The 27000-nt window shown below is 70.1% G+C and carries 1 protein-coding gene (cut by a window edge); it reads left to right on the plus strand.

From position 1 onward, the window contains the following. On the plus strand, nucleotides 1–27000 hold the 3' portion of the coding sequence (locus ACWDXS_RS25650; RefSeq protein WP_449969359.1) for a non-ribosomal peptide synthase/polyketide synthase. The gene continues 17001 nt to the left of window position 1, outside the view; only the last 27000 of its 44001 coding nucleotides appear in the window; its start codon lies off the left edge, out of view; the stop codon is at nucleotides 26998–27000.

Below are 27000 nucleotides of genomic sequence, written 5' to 3' on the forward strand. Positions count from 1 at the left end.
CTGTTCATGGTCATGCACACCGCCCTCGCGGTGTTGCTGGCTCGCCTGTCCGGCTCCGACGACGTCGCCATCGGCACCCCCATCGCGGGTCGCGGTGAGCAGGCCCTCGACGACCTGGTCGGCATGTTCGTCAACACCCTGGTGCTGCGCACCGGCGTGCGCCCGGCCGAGACGTTCACCGACCTGCTCGAGCAGGCCCGCAAGACCGACCTCGACGCCTACGGCAACGCCGACGTGCCCTTCGAGCGCCTGGTCGAACTGCTCGCGCCCGAGCGCTCGCAGTCGCGCAACCCGCTGTTCCAGGTGATGCTGGCCTTCCAGAACCTGGACCGCACCACCCTCGAACTGCCCGGCCTGGCCGTCTCCGCGCTCGACCTCGACGAGAGCGTCGCCCGCTTCGACCTGCAGTTCACCCTCTCCGAGCTGGGCGAACCCGGCCACGGCGGGATGGCACTGGCACTGAACTACGCGACCGAACTGTTCGACGAGGACACCGTCGCCGGCATCGCCGTGCGCTGGCAGCGAGTCCTCGAGGCCGTCGCCGCCGATGCCGACATCACGGTCGGCGCGATCGACGTGCTCGACGCGGCCGAACGGTCCGACCTGGTGTTCCGGGTCGGCGAACCGCCGGTGCCCGCACGTACCCTGCGCAACCTCCTGGCCGACGCCGTCGCACAGAACCCGACCGGCACCGCCGTCGTGTTCCAGGGGACCAGTGTTTCCTACGCCGAGCTCGACGAACGCTCGAACCGTTTGGCGCGCTTGCTGATCGCCGAGGGCATCGGCGCCGAGGATCTCGTCGCGATCGGCGTTCCGCGATCGGCCGACTCGGTGCTGGCAGCGTGGGCCGTCGCCAAGACCGGCGCCGCTTTCGTCCCGGTCGACCCGACTTACCCCGCCGACCGCATCGCCCACATGGTCACCGACTCCGGTTCGCCGCTGGGTATCACTGTCGCCTCTGTGCTGGGCGGACTTCCGGACATCGCGCCGCGCGATGCCGCCGGTATCGAATCCACGCCGCACGCGACGGCGACACTCGACAGCTCGGCCGCGGATGCTGCTGCCGCTGGCTGGCTGGTACTCGACGAGCTCGACCTCGCTCGTTTCGACGGCGGGCCGATCGCCGACGACGAGCTCGTGCGGGCGACCACCCCCGAGCAGCCCGCCTACGTCATCTACACCTCCGGCTCGACCGGCGTGCCCAAGGGCGTCGTCGTCACCCACGCCGGTCTCGCGAACTTCGGTGAGGAGCAGGCCGAGCGCTACGCCCTCGATACCGGCACGCGCGCACTGCATTTCGCCTCGCCCTCGTTCGACGCCTCGATCCTCGAACTGCTGCTGGCCCTGGCCCGCGGTGGCGCGCTGGTCGTCGTCCCGCCGGGCGTCTACGGCGGCGACGAGCTGTCCGAGCTGATCCGCACCGAGCGGGTCACCCACGCCTTCATCACCCCCGCCGCCCTGGCGACCTTCGACCCCAGCGGCCTCGACTCGCTGCGCGTCCTGGTCGCCGGTGGCGAAGCGGTCCCCGCCGATCTGGTGTCGAAGTGGGCAGTTCCCTTGGCGGATGGCACAACTCGCGCTTTCCACAACGGTTACGGCCCCACCGAGACCACGATCATGACCAACATCAGCGCCGCGCTGACGCCGGGCGAGCTGGTCACCATCGGTGGGCCGACTCGTGGCATGCGGTCGCTGATCCTGGACGCCCAGCTCCAGCCCGTTCCGGTCGGTGTCGCGGGTGAGCTCTACCTGTCGGGCATCCAGCTGGCCCGTGGGTATCACGCCCGTGCCGGGCTCACCGCCGACCGGTTCGTCGCCGATCCGTTCATCCCGGGCGAGCGGATGTACCGCACCGGCGACGTGGTCCGCTGGACCGCCGAGCGCACCGTCGAGTACGTCGGTCGGTCCGACTTCCAGGTCAAGATCCGCGGCTTCCGGATCGAACTGGGCGAGATCGACTCCGCCCTCGCCTCGCACGAGACCGTCGACTTCGCCACCACAGTCGGCCACAAGAGCACCGCGGGCGCCGTCTCGCTGGTCGCGTATGTGGTTGCCGCGCCGGGTCATTCGATCGATGTGGCCGCGCTGACCGCGCACGTCGAGGATCGTCTGCCCGCGTACATGGTGCCGTCGTCGATCATGGTGATCGACCACGTGCCGCTCACCCCGGTCGGCAAGCTCGACCGAAAGGCCTTGCCGGAGCCGGTGTTCGCCACCGAGGTCACCTTCCGGGCCGCGCGTAACCCGATCGAGCAGACCATCGCCGAGGTCTTCGCCGAGGTGCTCGGGGTGGAACGCGTGGGCGTGGACGATTCGTTCTTCGCGCTCGGCGGCGATTCGATCGTCTCCATCCAGCTCGTCTCCCGGGCCAAGGCTCGCGGCGTGCTGTTCTCCCCGCGCAACGTCTTCGAGCAGCGCACCGTCGCCGGCCTGGCCTCGGTCGCCGAAACCGCCGATGTCGCGGCGGCTTCCGCGATCACGCTGGCAGAGCTGCCTGGCGGTGGCGTCGGCGAGATGCCGCTGACCCCGGTCGTGCGGTTCATGGCCGAGCGTCCCGGTTCGTTCGACCGGTTCAACCAGACCATGGCGCTGGAACTGCCGGTCGGCATCGACCGCGCGGGCATCGCCGCCACAGTCGGCGCGGTCATCGACCGCCACGACATGCTGCGCTCGCGCCTGCACCAGGTCGACGGCCGCTGGGTCGTCGACACCGCTCCCACCGGCACTGTCGACGCCACCGCGCTCATCGACCACACCTCGTTCGACCCCGCCGTCTCCGATGCCGAACTGGTCGAAATCGCCGCCGCCGCGCTGGATGCCGGCCTCGACCGCCTCGACCCGGCCAACGGCGTCGTCGTGCGCTTCGTCTGGCTGGAACCTGAGCTGAACGCAGGATCAGCCACCGCGGATGGGCTCACCGACGCCACCGCGGAGGGGTTGGCGGTCACGCAGACCAGCGATGCCGCCGCGACCGGTGGTGCCGACGGTTCCGCCAACGCCCGTCGGGCCGGTCGCCTGATCGTCGTCGCCCACCACCTCGTGGTCGACGGTGTCTCGTGGCGCATCCTCGTGCCCGACTTCGTGTCCGCGTGGGGCCAGCTCTCCGCCGGACAGCAGCCGGAACTCGTCGCACCCGCCACCTCCATGCGGGCATGGGCGCACGCCCTCGCGGACGAGGCGCGCACCACCGACCGTGCCGCAGAACTCGACTTCTGGCGTGAGGTCGTCGCGACCCCCGACCCGCTGCTCACCGAGCGGCCGATGGACCCGGCGGTCGACGTCTCCGGTGTCGTGGAGAAGCTGCCGGTCGAGGTGTCCGCCGAGGTCACCAAGGCCCTGCTCACCACCGTCCCCGCGCTGTTCCACGGTGGCGTCAACGACGGTCTGCTCACCGCGCTGGCGCTGGCCGCCGCCAAGTGGCGCTCCACCCGGACCGGTCCCGGCGCGCTCGGCAACGGCCACCGCGCCGACCCGAGCGGCGACGCGCTGCTGGTTCGTCTCGAAGGCCACGGTCGCGAGGAAGAGGTCGCGCCCGGCGCCGACCTGTCGCGCACCGTCGGCTGGTTCACCGCCATCTTCCCGGTCCGCCTCGACCTGGCCGGCATCGACATCGATGCCGCGCTCGCCGGTGGTCCGGCGCTGGGACAGGCCGTCAAGGCGGTCAAGGAACAGCTGCTCGCGGTGCCCGACAAGGGCATCGGTTACGGCCTGCTGCGGTACATGAACGCCGAGACCGCCGTCGAACTGCCCACGCAGCTCCCCGGCCAGATCAGCTTCAACTACCTCGGCCGCGTCGCCGACAGCGACGTCCCCGACGCGCTGCGCGGCTTCGGCTGGATCCCCGCGCCCGAGCTGGCCGCCCTCGGCGGCGCCTACGACGCCGACATGCCCGCGATGGCGCCCCTCGACGTCAACGCGATCGTCGTCGGCGACAAGCTCAGCGCCAATATCGGCTACCCGAGCACCCTGCTCGCCGAGGCCGAGGTCCGCGAATTCGCCGACCTGTGGATCACCGCGCTGGAAGCCGTTGCCCGGCACGCCAATTCGGCCGACGCGGGCGGCCACACGCCGTCCGACTTCGCCCTCGTGCGCTCCACCCAGCGCGATATCGACACCTGGGAGAAGCGCTACCCCGAGCTGACCCAGGTGTGGCCGCTGGCCGCACTGCAGGCAGGTCTGTTCTTCCACGCCCGGCTGGCCGCCACCTCGGTCGACGTCTACACCGCCCAGGCCGTCCTCACACTCACCGGTCGCGTCGACGCCACCCGTCTGCGTGCCGCCGCCCAGGCGCTGCTCGACCGCCACGAAACCCTGCGCACCGCGTTCGTCACCGACCACGACGGCAACGCCGTGCAGGTCGTCCTCGACACCACCCGCGTGGCCTGGACCGAACACGACCGCATCGAGACCGGCGAATTCGCCGACCTCGTCGAGGCCGACCGCACCGCCCGCTTCGACCTGGCCAACCCGCCGCTGATCCGCTTCACCCTGATCCAGATCGCCGAGCACGAATGGCGCTTCGTGGTGTCCAACCACCACATCCTGCTGGACGGCTGGTCGACGCCGCTGGTCATGCGCGACCTGCTCGCTCTCTACGCCCTGCACGGCGACGCGAGCGCGCTGCCCGCCGTCCGCTCCTACCGACACTTCCTGGAATGGGTCGGCCGTCAGGATCATTCGGTCTCGGTCGAAGCCTGGTCGCACGCGCTGCGCGGCGTCACCGAGCCGACCATGCTGGCCCGTCCCGACGCGAGCCGCGAGATCGCCGCCCTGTCCGACGAGTACCTGTTCGACCTCGACGAGCCCACCACGGCGCGGCTCGTGGCGCTGGCCGCCGACCTCGGCGTCACCCCGAACACCGTCCTGCAGGTGGCCTGGTCGATCGTGCTCGGCCGGATGACCGGCCGCGACGACGTGCTCTTCGGCACCACCGTCTCGGGTCGTCCCGCGCAGCTGTCCGGCGTGGAATCCATGGTCGGCCTGTTCATCAACACCGTCCCGGTGCGCGTGCGTTTCGACGCCGCCGAATCGGTGCGCGACGTGCTCACCCGCACCCAGGGCGAGCAGGCCGACCTGCTCGACCACCACTACATCGGCCTCGCCGAGATCCAGTCGGCGGCCGGCGTCGGTGGCCTGTTCGACTCGCTCGTCGTCTTCGAGTCCTACCCGGTCGACGCCGAGGGCATCAAAGCCCAGGCCGCCGATATCGACGGCATGGCCGTCACCGGTCTCGACGCCGCCGACGCCACCCACTACCCGCTGTCGCTGATCGCGCAGCTCGACACCCAGCTGCGCATCCGCGCCGGCTACCTCAGCGATCTGTTCGACACGGCCACCGTGCACCGCATCGCCGAGCGCCTGATCCGAGTGCTCACCGCGATCACCACGGAACCGGCTGTCGCCGTGGGCGATATCGAACTGCTCGATGCCGCCGAACGCGAACTCGTCGTGCGCGAGTGGAACGCCACCGCGCACGAGGTAGACCAGCGGGCCACCCTCGTCTCGATGTTCGAGGCCCAGGTTGCCCGCACGCCGCAGGCCACCGCCCTGTCCTTCGAGGGCACGAGTCTGTCCTACGCCGAGTTCGCCCAGCGGGTCTACCGTCTGTCGCGCTGGCTGATCGACCGCGGCGTCGGCCCGGAAACCTATGTGGCGCTGGGTATGCGCCGCTCGCTCGATCTGGTGATCGGCATGTACGCGGTGAGCGTGGCCGGTGGCGCCTACGTGCCGCTGGATCCCGACCACCCGGCCGAACGCACGGAATACATTCTGGCGACGGCGGATCCGGTGTGTGTGCTCACCTCGGGCACCGATCTGGAGATCGACACCGCACAGGTCCGCATCGATCTGCTCGACCTGGACGGCTACACCGATACCCGCGTCACCGATGCCCAGCGCACAGCCCCGCTGCGTCCGGCGAACACGGCGTACGTGATCTTCACGTCGGGTTCGACGGGTCGTCCGAAGGGTGTGGCGGTCAGCCACGGTGCGATCGTCAACCGTTTGGTGTGGATGCAGGAGGCGTACGGTCTGACCGAGGCCGATGTGGTCTTGCAGAAGACTCCGGCGACGTTCGACGTGTCGGTGTGGGAGTTCTTCTGGCCCTTGCAGATCGGCGCGCGGCTCGTTGTCGCGAAGCCCGATGGTCACCGCGATCCGGCCTACCTCGCCGAGATCATTCACACCGAGAGCGTCACCGTCACCCACTTCGTGCCGTCGATGCTCGCCGTGTTCGTCGCCGACGCCGCGGCCGCGCGCTGCGCGTCGCTGCGGATGGTGTTCGCCTCCGGTGAAGCGTTGCCGCCCAAGCCCGCTCACCGTTTGCGCGAGCTGACCGGCGCCGCTCTGCACAACCTGTACGGCCCCACCGAGGCCGCGGTCGACGTCACCTTCCACGAGGTCGTCGACACCGACGTGGACACGGTGCCGATCGGTGCCCCGGTCTTCAACACCCAGGTCTACGTCCTCGACGCGCGTCTGCGCCCCGTCCCGGTCGGTGTCGCGGGTGAGCTCTACCTCGCCGGTGTGCAGCTGGCGCGCGGCTACGTCGCCCGCCCGGACCTGACCGCCGATCGCTTCGTCGCCGACCCGTTCGGCGACGACGGCGAGCGCATGTACCGCACCGGCGACCTCGTCGCCTGGACCGAACAGGGCGAGCTGGAGTACCTGGGCCGCACCGACTTCCAGGTGAAGCTGCGTGGCCTGCGCATCGAGCTCGGCGAGATCGAGTCCGCGCTGACCGGCCTCGACGAGGTCGCTCAGTCGGTGGTCGTCGTCCGCGGTGATCAGCACACCGGCGACCAGTTGGTCGCCTATGTCATCCCCGCGACCGGCCGCACCGTCGACATCGAGGACGCACGTGAGGAACTGGGCGGCAACCTGCCCGCCTACATGGTGCCCTCGGTCATCGTCGTGCTCGACGAGTTCCCGCTCAACGCCTCCGGCAAGCTCGACCGCAAGGCGCTGCCCGCGCCGGTGTTCGAGGCCGCGGTGTTCCGCGCCCCGACCACCCCGGTCGAGGAAATCGTCGCCGCCACCTTCGCCGGTGTGCTCGGCGTGGATCGGGTCGGCCTGGACGACGACTTCTTCGCGCTCGGCGGTAACTCGCTGACCGCGACCCAGGTCGCCGCCCGCCTGTCGGCCGCGCTGGACACCGATATCGGCGTGCGCGAACTGTTCGAGTCCTCCACCGTCGCCGGGCTGGCCGCGCGGGCCGAGACGCACTCCGGTGCCGAACGCCGCGCGCCGCTGGTGCCGCAGCAGCGCCCCGAGCGGGTGCCGCTGTCGCTGGCCCAGCAGCGCATGTGGTTCCTCAACCGCTTCGACCCCGAGTCCGCGGTGGACAACATCCCCGCCGCCGTCCGGCTGTCGGGCCTGCTCGACCGCCAGGCGCTGCAGGTGGCCGTGGCCGACGTGCTCGCCCGCCACGAATCGCTGCGCAGCTACTACCCGGAGGTGTCCGGCGCCGGCTACCAGGTGATCGTGCCGACCGGCAAGGTCATCCCCGACCTCGCGCCGATCGAGACCACCGCCGCCGAACTGCCGCAACGGCTTTCGGAGCTGGTACGCACCGCGTTCGACGTCACCTCCGAGGTGCCGTTCCGCGCGGCCCTGTTCGAGGTGAGCCCCACCGAACACGTGCTCGCCCTTGTCGTGCACCACATCTCGGCCGACGGCTTCTCCATGGGCCCGCTGACCCGCGACGTGATGACCGCCTACAGCGCCCGCGTCGAAGGCGCCGAACCGGCCTGGCGTCCGCTGGAAGTCCAGTACGCCGACTTCGCGCTGTGGCAGCGCGCCGTGCTCGGTGACGAGGACGACGCGAAATCGGTGATCGCCCAGCAGATCTCGTACTGGCGTTCGACCCTGGACGGCCTGCCCGAGCAGCTCGACCTGCCCGCCGACCGGCCGCGCCCCGCGGTCGCCAGCGGCCGCGGCGCCACCCGCACCTTCGAGATCGACGCGAAAACCCATGCGGCCCTGACCGAGCTGGCCCGCACCCGCGGCGCGACGCTGTTCATGGTCTCGCACGCGGCGCTGGCGCTGCTGCTCTCGCGCCTGTCCGGCGAGCACGACATCGCCATCGGCACCCCCATCGCGGGCCGTGGTGAGCGCGCGCTCGACGACCTGATCGGCATGTTCGTCAACACCCTGGTGTTGCGCACCGAGATCGACAGCGACGCGAGCTTCGCCGACCTGCTCGGTGCGGTCCGCGCGAGCGACATCGCCGCCTTCGGCCACGCCGATCTGCCGTTCGAACGCCTCGTCGAGATCATCAACCCGGCCCGCTCGCAGGCCCGCCACCCGCTGTTCCAGGTCATGCTGGCCTTCCAGAACACCGGCCAGACCAGCCTGGAACTGCCCGGCCTCACCGTGAGCGGCGTCGATCTGCCGATCGACGTGGCCAAGTTCGACCTGCAGGTCGTGCTCACCGAGAAGCCGGGTGAGGCATCGGGCATCGTCGCCGAGCTGATCTACGCCACCGACCTGTTCGACGCGGCGACGATGGACCGCTTCGGTGCCCGCTTCGCCCGCCTGCTGGCCGGCATCGCGGCGGCGCCGAACCGCGCCGTCGGCGATCTCGCGCTGCTCGACTCGGCGGAAACCGCGCTGGCCGTGCACGGTTGGAACGACACCGCCCGCGAGCTGTCCGAGGCGGGCACGCTGGTGGACGAGTTCGCCCGCCAGGCCGCGGCCACGCCCGGCGCGGTCGCGATGGTCGACCCCGCCACCGGCGAAACCTTGACCTACGCCGAATTCGCTTCCCGGGTGCACCGTCTGGCGCATCGCCTGATCGAGGCCGGCGTCGGCCCGGAGTCCCTGGTCGCCCTCGGCCTGCGCCGCAGCATCGACCTGGTCGTCGCCGCCTACGCGGTGCAGGAAGCGGGCGGTGGCTACGTGCCGCTGGACCTGGACCAGCCCGCCGACCGCATCGCGTACGTGCTCGAGACCGCCGCACCGGTGGTGGTTCTCACGACGACTCGCGACGGCTTCGAGGATGCCGCACCGACACTGGTCATCGACGCGCTCGATCTCTCGGCGTACCCGGAGACTCCGGTCACCGATGCGGATCGGATCGCGCCGCTGCTCCCGCAGCACCCGGCCTACGTCATCTTCACCTCCGGCTCGACCGGCCGCCCCAAGGGTGTGGCCGTGCCGCACTCGGCGGTGGTGAACCAGATCCGCTGGATCACCGGCGAATACGGCATCGGCGCCGGCGATGTGGTGCTGTTCAAGACGCCCGCCACCTTCGACGTGTCGGTGTGGGAGCTGTTCGGCCCGCTGAGCACCGGCGGCCGGATCGTCGTGGCGAGCCCCGATGGTCACCGCGACCCGCAGTACCTCGCAGATGTCATTGCCGCGCAACGGGTCACGATGACCTCGTTCGTGCCGTCGATGCTCACCGTGTTCGCGGGCAGCATCGATCAGGCCGCGGTCGAGGGCGGAGCTCTGTCCTCGCTGCGCGCCCTGCTGATCGCCGGTGAGGCATTCACCGCCGACACGGTCGTCGCATTCCGCAAGGTGAGCGACGCGGCGCTGTTCAACCTGTACGGCCCCACCGAGTTCACCGTCCACGCGACGCACGGCCCGGTCGCCGACCAGGTCGACGGCGCTGTCCCGATCGGTGCGCCGGTCTGGAACTCGCAGGCCTACGTCCTGGATTCGCGCCTGCACCCCGTGGCCGCCGGTGTCGCCGGTGAGCTGTACCTGGCCGGTGCCCAGCTGGCCCGCGGCTACTTCGGCCGACCGGACCTCACCGCCGATCGCTTTGTCGCCGACCCGTTCGGAACCGGCGGCGAACGGATGTACCGCACCGGTGACCTCGTCCGCCGCGACGAGAACGGCGTCATCACCTATCTCGGCCGCACCGACTTCCAGGTGAAGCTGCGTGGTCTGCGGATCGAGCTCGGCGAGATCGAAGCCGCGCTCACCGCGCACAACACCGTGACGCAGGCCGTGGTGGTCGTGCGTTCGGACGCTCGCATCGGTGACCAGCTCGTCGGCTATGTCGTCCCCGCCGTGGGCGAGACCGCCGATATCGACGTTCTGCGCGCGCAGCTCGCGGCACAACTGCCGTCCTACATGGTGCCGGCCGCGTTCGTCGTGATCGACGAGATGCCGCTGAGCGCCAACGGCAAGCTCGACCGTCGTGCCCTGCCCGAGCCGGTGTTCGAGGCGCGCGAGTTCCGTGCGCCGCGCACGCCGATCGAGGAGATCGTCGCCGCCACCTTCGCCGAGGTGCTCGGCCTGTCCGGTGACCGCGCGGTCGGCCTCGACGACGACTTCTTCGACCTGGGCGGCAACTCGCTCATCGCCACCCAGGTGGTCGCCCGCCTCGGTGCCGCCCTCGACACGCGCGTCCCCGTGCGCGCCCTTTTCGAGGCGCCCTCGGTGGCCGCGCTGGCCACCAAGGTCGAGGTCCACGCGGGCAGCGGCAGTCGCCGCGAGCTCGTCGCCGGTGCGCGCCCGGACCAGATCCCGCTCTCGCTCGCCCAGCAGCGCATGTGGTTCCTCAACCGCTTCGACAGCGCGACCGGCGTCAACAACATCCCCCTCGCGGTCCGTCTGACCGGCGACCTCGACATCGACGCCCTGCGCCAGGCCGTCGCCGACGTGGTCGACCGGCACGAGGTGCTGCGCACCGTCTACCCGGAGACCGCCGACGGCCAGGGCGTGCAGGTCGTGCTGCCCGCCGGGCAGATGCCGATCTCGCTGCACCCGATCACCGTCGGCGAGGACGAGATCCGCGATCGCATCAGCGAACTCGTGCTCGCCGGATTCGATGTGACCGCCGAGGTCCCGGTGCGCGCCGAACTGCTGCGCATCGCGGGCTCGATGGACGGCTCGCACCCCGACACCCACGTGCTGGTCTTCGTCGTGCACCACATCTCCGGCGACGGCTGGTCCGTGCGCCCGCTGGCCCGCGACGTGATGATCGCCTACGCCGCCCGCTCGCGCGGTGAGGCGCCCGGCTGGACCCCGCTGCCCGTGCAGTACGCCGACTTCGCCCTGTGGCAGCGCGAAACCCTCGGCTCCGAAGCCGATTCGGCGTCGATGATCGCGCAGCAGGTGGCCTACTGGTCGCAGAACCTGGCCGGGCTGCCCGACCAGCTCGACCTGCCCGCCGACCGGGCCCGTCCCGCCGTCGCGTCCAACCGCGGTGGGGTGCACGAGTTCTCGATCGACCCCGCCCTGTCCGCCGGACTCAACGCGCTGGCCCGCGAACACGGCGCCAGCCTGTTCATGGTCGTGCACGCCGCGTTCGCCGCACTGCTGGCTCGCCTGTCCGGCAGCGACGACATCGCCATCGGTACCGCCGTCGCCGGTCGTGGTGAAGCGGTGCTCGACGATGCCATCGGCATGTTCGTCAACACCCTGGTCCTGCGCAGCGCGGTCGACCCGGCCCAGCCGTTCACCGAGCTGCTCGCGCAGACCAGGGAGAACGACCTCGCAGCCTTCGGCCACGCCGACCTGCCGTTCGAGCGGCTCGTGGAGATCCTCAACCCGGCCCGTTCGCAGGCACGTCACCCGCTGTTCCAGGTGATGCTGTCGTTCCAGAACACCGGTGAGGCGTCCTTCGAACTGCCCGGCCTCGAGGTCGCGGGCGTGCCCCTCGACGTGGTGACCGCCAAGTTCGATCTGCACCTGAACCTGGCCGATCGTCACCGTGCCGACGGTTCCGCCGACGGCATGACCGCCGAATTCGCCTACGCCACCGACATGTTCGACGCCGACACCATCGCGGTCCTCGCGCAGCGCCTGGTGCGGATGCTGACCGCGGTCGTGGCCAAGCCCGCCCGCGCGATCGGCGAGGTCGAGCTGCTGGCCCCGGCCGAATACCGTCAGGTGGTCACCGACTGGAACGCCACCGAGCATCCGGTCGACCAGGCCGCCACGCTGGTGTCGATGTTCGAGGCACAGGCCGCGGCCAGCCCGCGCGCGACCGCCGTGACGTTCGAGGGGACGAGTCTGTCCTACCGCGAGTTCACCGCGCAGGTGAACCGCCTGGCCCGCCACCTCATCGCCCAGGGCGTCGGCCCGGACACCATGGTCGCGCTCGGCATGCGCCGCTCGCTCGACCTGGTGATCGGCATGTACGCGGTGAGCGTGGCCGGTGGCGCCTACGTGCCGCTGGACCCGGATCACCCAGCCGAGCGCACCCACTACGTGCTCGAGACCGCGGCGCCGGTGTGCGTACTGACCACTGTCCGGGACGAATTCGACGCCGGCTCGACCACCGCGCTGAACATCGAAGGCCTGGATCTCTCGGGTTACTCGGATGCGCCGGTCACCGATGCCGAGCGGATCGCGCCGCTGCGTCCGGCGAACACGGCGTACGTGATCTTCACGTCGGGTTCGACGGGTCGTCCGAAGGGTGTGGCGGTCAGCCACGGTGCGATCGTCAACCGTTTGGTGTGGATGCAGGAGGCCTACGGTCTGACCGAGGCCGATGTGGTCTTGCAGAAGACTCCGGCGACGTTCGACGTGTCGGTGTGGGAGTTCTTCTGGCCCTTGCAGATCGGCGCGCGACTCGTTGTCGCGAAGCCCGATGGTCACCGCGATCCGGCCTACCTCGCCGAGATCATCGCCACCGAAGGCGTCACCACCGCGCACTTCGTGCCGTCGATGATGTCGGTCTTCGTCGCCGAACTGGCCGAATCCGCCGCCGTGGCGCTCGCCGACGGTGCCGAGGTCTCGAGCAGCCTGCGACTGGTGTTCGCCTCGGGTGAGGCGCTGCCCGCGCCGACCGCCCAGCGGATGCGCGCCCTCACCGGCGCGGCCCTGCACAACCTGTACGGCCCCACCGAAGCCGCCGTCGACGTGACCTTCCACCAGGTCACCGATGCCGACACCACCTCGGTGCCGATCGGTGCGCCGGTCTTCAACACCCAGGTGTACGTGCTGGATTCGCGTCTGCACCCCGCGCCCGTCGGCGTCCCCGGCGAGCTCTACCTGGCCGGTGTCCAGCTGGCGCGCGGTTACGTCAACCGTCCCGACCTCACCGCCGACCGCTTCGTCGCTGATCCGTTCGGCGAGGACGGCGCCCGCATGTACCGCACCGGCGACCTCGTCGCCTGGACCGCGGACGGCGAGCTGGAATACCTGGGCCGCACCGACTTCCAGGTGAAGCTGCGTGGTCTGCGCATCGAACTCGGCGAGATCGAGTCCGCGCTCACCGCGCTGCCCTCGATCGCCCAGTCCGTGGTCGTGGTCCGCTCCGACGAGCGCCTCGGCGACCAGCTGGTCGGCTACCTGATCCCGGCGGCCGGTGCCGGCATCGACCTCGACGCCGTGCGCACCGAACTCGGTGGCGCGCTGCCGGCGTACATGGTCCCCACCGCCTTCGTGATCCTGGATGCCTTCCCGCTCAACGCCTCCGGCAAGCTCGACCGCAAAGCACTGCCCGCGCCGGTGTTCGAGGCCAAGGTGTTCCGCGCGGCGTCCACCCCGATCGAAGAGATCGTGGCGGGCACCTTCGGCGACGTGCTCGGCGTGACCCGCGTCGGCGCCGACGACGACTTCTTCGAACTCGGCGGCAACTCGCTGTTGGCCACCCAGGTCACCGCCCGCATCGGCGCCGCCCTGGACACCCAGCTCTCGGTGCGCGACCTGTTCGAGGCTTCGACGGTCTCCGCGCTGGCCGCCCGCGCCGAGCACAACGCGGGCTCCGGCCGCACCCGTCCGCGCCTGACCGCGGGGGAGCGGCCCGCCGTCATCCCGCTCTCGCCCGCCCAGCAGCGCTACTGGTTCCTCAACCAGTTCGACACGTCCACCTCCGCGGTGGACAACATCCCCCTGGCCGTCCGCCTCACCGGTGAACTCGACGTGCCCGCGCTCGAGCAGGCCATCGGCGACGTGTTCGCCCGCCACGAAATGCTGCGCACCACCTACCCGGGCTCGCCGGACGGCCCGCACCAGGTGATCCTGCCCGTCTCGCAGAGCCGCGCCGTGGTGCACCACATCGCGGTCACCGAGGCCGAATTGCTCGGTAGCGTCATCGAATTCGCGATGACCACCTTCGACGTCACCCAGGAGGTGCCGCTCAAGGTCGCGCTGTTCGAACTGAACGCCACCGACCACGTGCTCGCGTTCACCGTGCACCACGTCTCCGCCGACGGTTCCTCGATGGGCCCGCTGGCGCGCGACATCATGGCCGCTTACGTGGCCCGCGTGCAGGGTGAGGCGCCGCAGTGGGCGCCGCTGCCCGTGCAGTACGCCGACTACGCGCTGTGGCAGCGCGAAGTCCTCGGCGACGAGACCGATCCCGAATCCCTCGCGGCCAAGCAGGTCGCCTACTGGAGCGAAGCGCTCGCCGGGCTGCCCGACCAGCTCGAACTGCCCGCCGACCGGCCGCGCCCGCCCGCGCAGTCGTTCCAGGGCCAGGCCATCCGCTTCGAGATCGACCCGGAGCGGCACGCGGCCCTGCACGAACTGGCACGGGCGAACAACGCCTCGCTGTTCATGGTCGTGCACGCCGCCCTCGCGGTGCTGCTGGCCCGCCTGTCCGGCACCGACGACATCGCCGTCGGCACCCCGATCGCGGGCCGTGGCGAGCGTGAGCTCGACGACCTGATCGGCATGTTCGTCAACACCCTGGTGTTCCGCACCGCCGTCGACCCCGGCGCCTCCTTCGCCGAACTGCTCGCCGACGTGCGCAACCGCGACCTGGAAGCCTTCGCCAACGCCGACGTGCCGTTCGAGCGTCTCGTCGAGGTGCTCAACCCGGTCCGCTCCACCGCCCGCAACCCGCTGTTCCAGGTGGGCCTGTCGTTCCAGAACCTGGCCGACACCACCTTCGAACTGCCCGGCCTGACCGTCAGCGCCGTCGACTACGACTCGCAGCTGGCCAAGACCGACCTGCACGTCACCCTCTACGACCGCTACACCGACGACGGCGCACCGGCCCAGCTGGTCACCGAATTCGGTTACGCCATCGACCTGTTCGACGAGTCGACGGTCCAGAGCTTCGCCGACCGCTTCCTGCTGGTGCTCGACGCGGTCGCCGCCGACGCCACCATCCCGGTCGGCGACATCGACCTGCTCACCACGCCGGAATCCGAGCGGATCGTCACCGCGTGGAACGACACCGCGCACGCTGTCGACACCGACGCCACCCTGGTATCGCTGCTCGATGCGACAGTGGCGGCCACTCCCGAGGCCATCGCGCTGGTCGTGGACGAGCCGGAATCCGAAGCGGTGGCCGCCGGCGCCGAATCCGGTAGTGGCACCGCCGCAGTCGGTCGGATCGTCGCAGGACGCCGCGAGCTGACCTACGCCGAGCTGGGCGCCGAGGTCAACCGTCTCGCGCGGCACCTGATCTCGCGCGGCATCGGCACCGAAGACCGGGTGGCTCTTGCCATCCGCCGTTCCGCCGAGCTGATCATCGCGATGTACGCGGTGGCCCGCACGGGCGCGGCGTATGTGCCGATCGACCCGGATCAGCCTGCCGAGCGCACCGACTACATCCTGGAGACGGCCGCACCGGCTGTCGTGCTGACGACGGCGAACGCCGAATTCAGCACGGCGGCAGCCGAAGTCGTGGTCCTCGATGACCTCGACCTGAGCGATGTCAGCGATGCCGCGATCACCGGGCGCACCCTGGTCCCCGCGAACACCGCGTACGTCATCTTCACCTCCGGCTCGACCGGCAAGCCCAAGGGTGTGGCGGTCTCGCACGGCGCGATCGTCAACCAGTTGCTGTGGGAGACGGCCGAATTCGGCATCGGCGCCGACGACGCGGTGCTGCTCAAGACGGCCGCCACCTTCGACCTCTCGGTCTGGGAGTTCTGGACCGCCGCTGTCGCGGGTGCCCGTCTGGTGGTCGCCACCGCTGACGGCCACCGCGACCCGGCCTACCTCAACGACCTGATGCGGGGCACCGGCGTCACCACGCTGCATGTGGTGCCGTCGATGCTCGACGCGCTGCTCACCGAATCCGGTGCCGCACTGCCGCGAACGTTGCGCCGCGTCCTCGCCATCGGTGAGGCGCTGCCCGCCGCGACCGCCCAGCGTTTCCGCACGGCCAACACCGCCGCGCTGTTCAACCTGTACGGCCCGACCGAGGCCGCGGTCTCGATCACCAGCCACGCGGTGACCGACGCGGACACGGTCTCGGTGTCGATCGGCGCGCCGGAGTGGAACAGCCGTGTGTACGTGCTGGATTCGCGCCTGCGTCCCGTTCCGGTCGGTGTCTCCGGTGAGTTGTACCTGGCCGGCGCCCAGCTGGCCCGCGGCTACTACGGTCGCGCCGATCTGACCGCCGACCGATTCGTCGCGGACCCGTTCGCGGTGACCGGCGAGCGCATGTACCGCACCGGTGACCTGGTGGCCTGGAATGCCAACGGCGAGTTGGACTACCGGGGCCGCACCGACTTCCAGGTGAAGATCCGCGGCTTCCGCATCGAACTCGGCGAGATCGAGGCCGCGCTGCTGCGTCAGCCCGGCATCACCTCCGCGGCGGTTCTCGCGCACACGGATCCCGTCGTAGGCGATCGCCTGGTCGCCTACGTCGTCGCCGGAACCGCCGCCGACAAGGCCGCGGCAACCAGCGCTGTGAACTCGGCGACCGCTGACGCCGCGACCGAGAGCGTCCCGGCTCGCTCGGCTGACCGCGCTGAGCTCGACAAGCTGGCCCTCCGTGCCGCGCTGGCCGCCGAACTGCCGTCGTACATGGTTCCGACCGTGTTCCTGCAGCTCGACGCGCTGCCGCTGAACGCCAACGGCAAGCTCGACCGCAAGGCTCTGCCGGAGCCCGAGGTCGAGAAGGCCGTATTCCGCGCGCCGGTGAGCCCGAGTGAACAGCTCGTCGCGGCTACCTTCGCCGAGGTCCTTCGTCTCGACGCCGACAAGCGGTTCGGTCTCGATGACGACTTCTTCGCCTGGGGCGGTAACTCGCTGCTGGCGACGCAGGTCGCCGCCCGCCTCGGCGCGGCACTCGATACCCGCATTCCCGTGCGCCTGCTGTTCGAGGCGTCGACGGTGGCCGCGCTGGCCCAGCGGGTCGAGCAGCACGCCGAGACCGGCGATCGCAAGGCGCTGACCGCGGGTCCGCGCCCCGAGCACATCCCGCTCTCGCTCGCGCAGCAGCGGATGTGGTTCCTCAACCGGTTCGACACCCAGTCGGCCGCGTACAACGTGCCCGTCGCGGTCCGCCTCACCGGCGACCTCGACGTGAACGCGCTGCGTGCGGCGGTCACCGACCTGGTGACCCGCCACGAGATCCTGCGCACGATCTACCCACAGACCGAAGCCGGTGCGGCACAGGTGATCCTGTCGCCCGCGCAGGCCGCGCCGGAACTGATCGAACGCACCGTGGCCGCCGACCAGGTGGAATCGGCTGTGGCGGAACTGATGTCGACGATGTTCGACGTCACCGTCGAGGTCCCGCTCAAGGTGGCGCTGTTCCGCGTCGAGAACACCGACGACTTCGTGCTCGCCCTGGTCGTGCACCACATCTCCGGCGACGGGTCCTCGGTCGCCCCACTGACCCGCGACCTGATGACCGCCTACGCGGCCCGCTCCATGGGTTCCGAGCCCGGCTGGGCACCGCTGGCAGTGCAGTACGCGGACTACAGCATCTGGCAGCGTGATCTCCTCGGCAGCGAGGACGACGCCGACTCGATGGCGTCCAAGCAGGTCGCGCACTGGAAGCAGGCCCTCGCGGACCTCCCCGATCAGCTCGACCTGCCCGCCGACCGTCCGCGCCCCGCGGTGCAGACCTTCGCCGGCAGCAAGGTCGACGTCCAGATCGACGCCGACACCCACCGCGCGCTGGTCGAGCTGGCTCGTGCCGAGGGCGCGACGCTGTTCATGGTCGTGCACACCGCCCTCGCGGTGCTGCTCGCCCGCCTGTCCGGCACCGACGACATCGCCATCGGTACCCCGATGGCCGGCCGTGGCGAAGCCGCGCTCGACGACATGATCGGCATGTTCGTCAACACCCTGGTGTTCCGCACCAAGGTCGACGGCGGCGAGGCGTTCACCGAACTGCTCGCCCGCCAGCGTGAAGACGACATCGCGGCGTTCGCCAACGCCGACGTGCCGTTCGAGCGCCTGGTCGAGGTGCTCAACCCGGTGCGCTCCACCGCGCGTCATCCGCTGTTCCAGGTGGGTCTGTCGTTCCAGAACCTCAGCCGCGCCATCCTGGAACTGCCGGGCCTGACGGTCTCGGGCCTCGACATCGCCACCGAGCTGTCGCAGTTCGATCTGCACCTGATCGCCACCGACCGCTACGGCGATGCCGGTGAGCCCGAGGGCATCTCGGGTCTGTTCACCTACGCCACCGACCTGTTCGACCACGCCACGGTCGAAGGTTTCGTGGAGCGTTTCGTCCGGCTGCTCGGCGCGATCGTCGCCACCCCGCGTACCGCGGTCGGCGATATCGAGCTGCTGGCCCCGGCCGAACGCACCCAGATCCTCGATGCCCGCAACGCCACCGCCTACTCGGTCGACACCGAGGCCACCCTGGTCTCGCTGCTCGACGCTTCCGTGGCCGCCGACCCGAAGTCGACCGCCCTGGTCACCGACGACGGTGCCCAGCTCACCTACGCCGAACTCGACGCGAAGGTGAACCGCCTCGCGCGGCACCTGATCTCGCTCGGCGTGGGCCCGGAGTCCCGTGTCGCGCTGGCGATGCGCCGCTCGGTGGACCTGGTTGTCGCGATGTACGCGGTGGCCAAGTCCGGTGGCGCGTACGTGCCGGTCGACCCCGATCAGGCGGCCGAGCGCACCGGCTACATCCTCGAGACGGCGGCACCGGTCTGCGTGCTGACCAACGCCGAGTTCGCCACTGATGTCGCACCGGTCGTGCGGATCGACGAGCTCGACCTGGAATCGATCGGCGCCGCACCGATTTCCGATGCCGAGCGCACCGAGCCGTTGCGTCCGGAGAACACCGCGTACGTGATCTTCACGTCCGGTTCCACCGGCCGCCCGAAGGGTGTCGCCGTTCCTCACCGATCCATCGCCAACCAGCTGCAGTGGAAGCTGATCGAGTTCGGCATGGACGCCGCCGACGCGGTGCTGCTCAAGACCGCCGCCACCTTCGACCTCTCGGTCTGGGAGTTCTGGTCGGCCGCGGTCTGCGGTGGCCGCCTGGTGATCGCCTCGGCCGACGGCCATCGCGACCCGGCTTACCTCAACGAGCTGATGTCGCGCGAATGGGTCACCACCCTGCACGTGGTGCCGTCGATGCTCGACGCGCTCATCACCGCGGGAATGCCCGATTCGCTGTGGCGGGTCCTGGCCATCGGTGAGGCGCTGCCGGGTTCGCTGGCCCAGCGCTTCCGCGCCGAGTTCAGCCGTACCGAGCTGTTCAACCTGTACGGCCCGACCGAGGCCGCCGTCTCGATCACCTCGCACCGGGTGAACGCCGCCGACCAGGTGTCGGTCTCCATCGGTTCGCCCGAGTGGAACAGTCAGGTCTACGTGCTCGACGAGCGTCTGCGCCCGGTGCCCGACGGGGTCGCCGGTGAGCTGTACCTGGCGGGCGCGCAGTTGGCTCGCGGCTACTACGGTCGCGCCGATCTGACCGCCGATCGCTTCGTGGCCAACCCGTTCACCCCGGGCACTCGCATGTACCGCACCGGTGACCTGGTGGCCTGGCACAACCGCGAACTCGACTACCGCGGCCGCACCGACTTCCAGGTGAAGATCCGCGGCTTCCGGATCGAGCTCGGCGAGATCGAGGCCGCGCTGCTCGCGCTGCCCGAGATCGCCCAGACCGCGGTGATCGCCAAGTCCGATCCGCGCACCGGTGACCGTCTGGTCGCCTACCTGGTCGGCTCGGATATCGAGGTGGCACAGGTCAAGTCGACGCTGGCCGCCGGGCTGCCGTCGTACATGGTGCCCGCCGCGTTCGTGGTGCTGGACGCGCTGCCGCTGAATGTCAACGGCAAGCTCGACCGCAAGGCGCTGCCGGAGCCGGAGTTCGAGGCGCAGACCTTCCGCGCGCCGTCGACCCCGATCGAGGAGATCGTGGCCGGCGTGTTCGCCGATGTTCTCGGCGCCGAACGCGTCGGTGCCGACGACGACTTCTTCGCCCTCGGCGGCAACTCGCTGCTGGCCACCCAGGTCGCGGCCCGCCTCGGCGCCGCCCTGGACAGCCGGGTGCCCGTGCGCCTGCTGTTCGAGGCGTCGACGGTGGCCGGGCTCGCGGTGAAGGTCGAGCAGGGTGCGGGTGCCGGTGGGCGTCGCGCGCTGGTCGCCGGTCCGCGCCCGGATCAGGTGCCGCTGTCGCTCGCGCAGCAGCGCATGTGGTTCCTGAACCAGTTCGACACTGCCTCTTCGGTGAACAACATCCCCGTCGCCGTTCGCCTGTCGGGCGCGCTGGACGTGGCGGCGCTGCAATTGGCCGTCGCCGATGTGCTCGCACGGCACGAGACCCTGCGCACGGTGTACCCGTCGACCGACGGCACGCCGCACCAGGTGATCCTGCCGGTAGAAGGCAACGTCCCGGATCTGACGCCGGAAACCGTTGCTCCCGAACAGGTTCGCGACAAGATCGCCGAGCTGATCACCACCGGTTTCGACGTGATCGACGAAGTTCCGTTGCGTGCGAAGCTCATGCAGGTCGCCGACGAGGAATTCGTCCTCGTCTTCGTGGCCCACCACATCAGCGCCGACGGTTGGTCCATGGGCCCGCTGACCCGCGACGTGATGATCGCCTACGCCGCCCGTGCCACGGGTGAAGCACCGGGCTGGGCGCCGATGCCGGTGCAGTACGCCGACTTCAGCGTCTGGCAGCGCGAGGTGCTCGGCGCCGAGACCGACGAGACCAGCCTCATCGCCCAGCAGGCCGGCTACTGGAAGCGCGCGCTCGCCGGTGTTCCCGACGAGCTGAACCTGCCCCTGGATCGCCCGCGTCCGAGCACGCAGTCCTTCGCCGGTGGCCGGGTGCTGTTCCCGATCGGCGGCGACATCCACGCCGGACTGTCCGCCATCGCTCGCGAGCAGAACGCGACGCTGTTCATGGTCGTGCACACCGCGCTGGCGGTATTCCTGGCACGCATGTCGGGCACCGAGGACATCGTCATCGGCACCCCGATCGCCGGCCGCGGCGAAGCCGAACTCGACGACGTGATCGGCATGTTCGTCAACACCCTCGCCCTGCGCACGCAGGTCGGCGGACAGCTCACCTTCGCGGAGCTGCTGACCCAGGCCAAGGAAGCCGACCTGGCCGCCTTCGCCCACGCCGACATCCCGTTCGAACGCCTGGTGGAACTGCTCAACCCCGAGCGCTCCACCGCGCGGCACCCGCTGTTCCAGGTGGCGCTGTCGTTCGAGAACCTGCCCGACGCCGGCTTCGAGCTGCCCGGCCTGTCGGTCTCGGCCGTCGACTTCGACGTCGACACCGCCAAGTTCGACCTGCTGCTCACCGTGCGGGAAGCCGCAGCTGGTGATGACGCGGGCGCCTACGCCGAGTTCTCCTACGCCAGTGCGCTGTTCGACCAGTCGACCGTGGAGAAGTTCGCGCAGCGGTTCCAGCGACTGCTCGCCGAGGTCGTCGCCGACACCACCACCCCGGTCGGTGACCTCGAACTCCTCGACAGCGCGGAGCGCACCGAACTGCTCACCCGCACAGGCGGTCCCGCCGCCGCGGTGAGCACCCTGCCGGAGCTGCTGGCCCAGGCCGTGGCGACCAACCCGACCGGTCAGGCCATCGTGGCGCCGGGCGAGTCGGCCTCGCTGACCTACGCCGAGCTCGACGCGGCGTCTTCGCGCCTGGCGCGGGTGCTCATCGAGCGCGGTGCGGCACCGGAGACCGTCGTCGCCATCGCCATGCAGCGTTCGCTCGACACGACCCTGGCCATCTGGGCCGTCAGCAAGACCGGCGCGGCGTTCCTCCCGGTCGACCCGAAGTACCCGGCCGAGCGCATCGCGCACATGATGTCGGACTCCGGTGCGGCACTGGGCATCACGGTGTCCGCCGAGGCCGACCACCTGCCGACGCCCGTGCTGGGCGACTGGCTGACCCTCGACGACGCGGCCACCGAGGCCGAGGTCGCCGCACAGTCCGACGCCCCGATCACCGAGGCCGATCGCCGTGGTGAAGTCCGCCCCGGCAACACGGCTTACATGATCTACACCTCGGGTTCGACGGGTCTGCCCAAGGGCGTCGTCGTCACCCATGCCGGTGTGCCCAACTTCGCCGCCGCCCAGGTCGCGCAGTTCGGTCTCGACAAGAACGCGCGGACCCTGGCGTTCGCGTCACCGTCGTTCGACGCGTCGATCCTCGAGTTCCTCCTGGCCGTCGGCTCGGCGGGCACCCTCGTGATCACACCGGTCGGTGTGGTCGGCGGCGAGGAGCTGGCCGACATCATCGCCGGCGAGCAGCTGACCCATGTGTTCCTCACCCCGCTGGTCGCGGCGTCGATGGAACCCGCGGCACTGGCCGGGCTCGAAGCGCTGATCGTCGGTGGCGACAAGGCTCCCGTCGACCTGGTCGCGAACTGGCACAGCGCGGGTACCGACCCGGCGCTGCACCGGTTCTACAACGCCTACGGTCCCACCGAGGCGACCATCGCCACCAACCTGTCCGATCCGCTGCTGCCGGCCGACACCATGAACATCGGTGGCCCGATCGCGGGCGCGACCGTGTACGTGCTCGACAGCCGCCTGCGCCCGGTCCCCGAGGGCGTGGCCGGTGAGCTGTACCTCGGCGGTGTCCCGCTGGCGCGCGGCTACCACGCGCGCCACGGCCTCACCGCCGAACGTTTCGTGGCCAGCCCGTACGTGGCAGGCGAGCGCCTCTACCGCACCGGTGACGTCGTCGCCTGGCGCACGGTGCACGGCAAGCCGGTCGTGGAATACGTGGGCCGCAACGACTTCCAGGTGAAGATTCGCGGTTTCCGCATCGAACTGGGCGAGATCGACGCGGTCCTCACCGCGCACGACGACGTCGAGTTCGCCGCCACCATCGGCCGCAAGACCGACGCGGGCGCCACCATCCTGGTGTCCTACGTCCGCGGCAACGTGGATCCGGCCGCCCTGGTCGAGTACGCGGCGCAGCACCTGCCCGCGCACATGGTGCCCGCCGCCGTGATGGTCCTCGACGAGATCCCGCTGACCCCCGCGGGCAAACTCGACCGGCGCGCACTGCCGGAGCCGGTCCTCGCTCCGCGCGAGTTCCGCTCGCCGACCAGCGAAATCGAGGCGATCATCGCCACCGTCTTCGCCGAAGTGCTCGGCGTGGACGCCGTGGGCCTGGACGATTCGTTCTTCGCCCTCGGCGGCGACTCGATCCTGTCCATCCAGCTGGTCTCGCGGGCCAAGGATCGCGGCGTGCTGTTCAAGCCGCGTGATGTGTTCGACAAGCGCAGCGTGGCAGGGCTTGCCGAGATCGCCGTGCTCGCGGGCGACGCCGAACAGATCGTGCTCGAGGAACTGCCGGGCGGCGGTGTCGGCGATATCCCGATGCTGCCGATCATGCGCCAGATTCTGGCGAGCGGTTCCACCTACGACCGGTTCTCCCAGTCGATGGTGCTGCGTCTGCCCGACAACATCACCGCCGATGTCCTGCACGCCACGATCGGCGCGGTCTTCGACCACCACGATGTGCTGCGCTCGCGAGTGGCGAAGGACGCCGCGAACGGGTGGATCTTCGAGGCTCTGGCACCGGGCGAGGTCGACGTGACCACGCTCGTGCGCCGGGTCGAGGTCGCCGGTGACATCGCCGACGATCAGCTGTCCAAGCTGGCCAGCGTCGAATACGACGAGGCCATGGGCCGTCTCGACCCCGCGAGCGCCGCCATGGTGCAGTTTGTCTGGTTCGCCTTCGGTGAGCCCGCCGAAGGTCCGCGCCGGCGCGACGCCCTGCTCATCGTCGGCCACCACTTCGTGATCGACGGCGTCTCCTGGCGCATCCTGATCCCGGATCTCGGCATGGCCTGGGGACAGATCGCGGCGGGCCAGCAGGTGACGCTGCCGGTCAACGGCACCTCGATGCGTCGCTGGGCGCACAGCCTGGTCGAGCAGTCGACCGATCGTCGCGCGGAACTGCCGTTCTGGCGCGAGGTGTCGGCCACCGTCGATCCGCAGCTCGGCGCGCGGGCCTTCGACCCACAGGTCGACACCTTCGCCACCGTCGACCGGGTACAGGTCACGCTCTCGCCCGAGGTCACCGACGCGGTCCTCACCGCGATCCCGGGCCTCTACCACGGCGGCGTCAACGACGGTCTGCTCACCGCACTCGCGCTGGCCGTATCCCGTTGGCGTGGAGACGAATCCGGCACCGCGGCGCTGATCAAGCTGGAAGGCCACGGCCGCCAGGAAGAGATCGTGGCCGGTGCGGATCTGTCGCGCACCGTCGGCTGGTTCACCACCGCGTTCCCGGTCCGGCTGGACCTGGGCGGTGCCGACCTCGACGACGCGTTCGCCGGTGGCGCCGCGCTCGGTGACGTCATCAAGTCGGTCAAGGAGCAGATGCTCGCGGTGCCGGACAAGGGCATCGGCTTCGGCATGCTGAAGTACCTCGACGGTGCCGACCTGCCGAGCGTGGGCCAGATCAGCTTCAACTACCTCGGTCGCGCGACCGCCGGTGAGATCCCGGCCGAACTCGCCGAACTCGGCTGGGTGCCGGTGGCGGATCTGGGCCAACTCGACGCCGAGATGGACCTCGACATGCCCGCCAACGCGACCCTCGATATCAACGCCATCGTCAACGACGGCGACGAGGGCCCGCAGCTCGGCGCGAACATCGCCTTCCCGAAGGGTCTGCTCACCGCCGACCAGGCACAGGAGTTCGCTGATCTGTTCGTGGCCGCGCTCACCGCGCTCGCCACGCACGCCCAGCGGGTCGACGCGGGTGGCTTCACCCCGTCCGACATGTCCCTGGTCCGGGTCGGCCAGTCCGATCTCGAGCTGTGGGAGCGCGACTACCCGGCGCTGTCGGAGGTGTGGCCGCTCTCGCCGCTGCAGGCGGGCCTGATGTTCCACGCCATGCTCAGCTCGGCGACCGTCGACGTCTACACCGTGCAGGCCGTCCTCGACCTGACCGGCACCCTCGACACCGAGCGACTGCGCGGCGCGGCCCAGGCCGTGCTCGACCGGTACCCGAACCTGCGGACCGCGTTCGTCACCGATTCGGCCGGTCAGCCGGTGCAGGTGGTGCTCTCCGAGCTCGAGGTGCCGTGGCGTGAGGTCGACCTCACCGACCTGCCCGAAGACGAGCGGATGCCGCGCATGCGCCAACTGCTGCAAGCCGACCAGGCGAACCAGTTCGACATGGCCACCGCGCCGCTGATCCGCTTCGGTCTCTACAAGATCGACGAGGAGCACTCGCACCTGGCGATCACCGTGCACCACATCCTGGTCGACGGCTGGTCCATGCCGTTGCTCATGCGCGACCTGCTCGTGCTCTACGCGGTGCACGGTGACCTCACCGCGCTCCCGCGCGTGGCGTCCTACCGCAACTTCCTGTCCTGGCTCTCGGGCTGGGATCGCGAAGTGTCGCTGCAGGTGTGGGCCGACGCGCTGGCCGGGGTCGAAGGTCCCACCCAGCTCGCGCCCGCGCCGCGCACCGAGGAACGCTACGAGCTCGGCAAGGTCATCGTCGAGATCGACAACGACCGCACCAGGGCGCTCGGCAAGTTCGCCGGCGAGCTCGGGGTCACCGTGAACACGATGCTGCAGACCGCGTGGGGCATCGTCGTCGGTCGCCTCACCGGCCGCGACGACGTGGTGTTCGGCGCGACCGTCTCGGGTCGCCCGGCGGAACTGCCCGGCGTCGAGTCGATGGTCGGCCTGTTCATCAACACCCTGCCCGTGCGCATCCAGATCGACGACCGGATGACCGCGGAGAAGCTGACCCAGCGAGTGCAGTCCGAGCAAGCCGAGCTGCTCAGCCACCACTTCGTCGGTCTGTCCGACATCCAGCGGGTGGCGGGCATGGGCTCGCAGTTCGACACGCTGGTGGTGTTCGAGTCCTACCCGATGGACAAGGACGCCGTCACCGCGGCGAGCTCGATCGACGGCATGCAGGTCACCGGTGTGGGCCTCGACGACGCGACCCACTACCCGCTCACCCTGGTGGTGATGGCCGAGTCGACCATCGAGATCACGATGAAGTACCTGACCAGTACCTTCACCGCCGACGAGGTCCGCACGCTGTCGCAGCGCCTGCTGCGGGTGCTCGACGAGCTGCTCGACAACCCGTCCGGTCTGGTCGGCGACATCGACATCCTCGATGCGAGCGAACGCGCTCAGCTGCTCGCCGATTCCGGTGTGACAGCCGCTGTTTCGGCTCCGGTTGTTTCCGGTGTCGGCGCGCAGACGGTGGCCAAGATCCTCGCCGAGGTCGTCGAAGCCGATCCGCAGGCTCCGGCGTTGCTGCGCGGTGACAGCGAAATCGCCTACAGCGCACTGGATCGCAAGTCCTCCCAGCTGGCCCGGGTGCTCATCGCGCGCGGTGCGGGTCCCGGCGACGTGGTCGCGATCTCGCTGCCGCGCAGCGTGGATTCGGTTCTGGCCGCCTGGGCGGTCCAGAAGGCGGGTGCCGCGGTGCTGTTCGCGGGCGAACTCTCCGGCGTCGAGATCGCCGCCGCGGGAGCTCTTTTCGGGATCAGCGCGTCGCCGGTCGCCGGGGTGGCGGGTCAGTGGCTGATCCTGGCCGACGTCGAGGACGAGATCGCCGCGGCCGCGGCCCATCCCGTCTCCTACGCCGACCGCGTCCGCCCCCTGGCCGAGGACCACCCGGCCTTCGTGCTGGTCTCGGGCGAGAACACCACGGCCCTGGCCCAGTCCGACGCGGTGGCCCTCGCCGAGCGCCTGCGCGATGAACACGCCATCGACTACGAAGGCACCACCTACACCACCCACGCCTCCGGCCCGGCCGCGGTCCAGGAATTCCTGGCCTCGTCCACCGCGGGCGCCCTGTCGGTCCTGCCCGACGCCTCGGTCGAAGACGACCTGGCCGAGGGCGAGGTCACCCACTGGTTCGTCGTGGCAGGCGATCCGACCGATGCGGCCGAGGGTGAAGTGACGGTGATCGTCGCCGAATAG

It is taken from the genome of Nocardia sp. NPDC003183, from assembly GCF_053590715.1.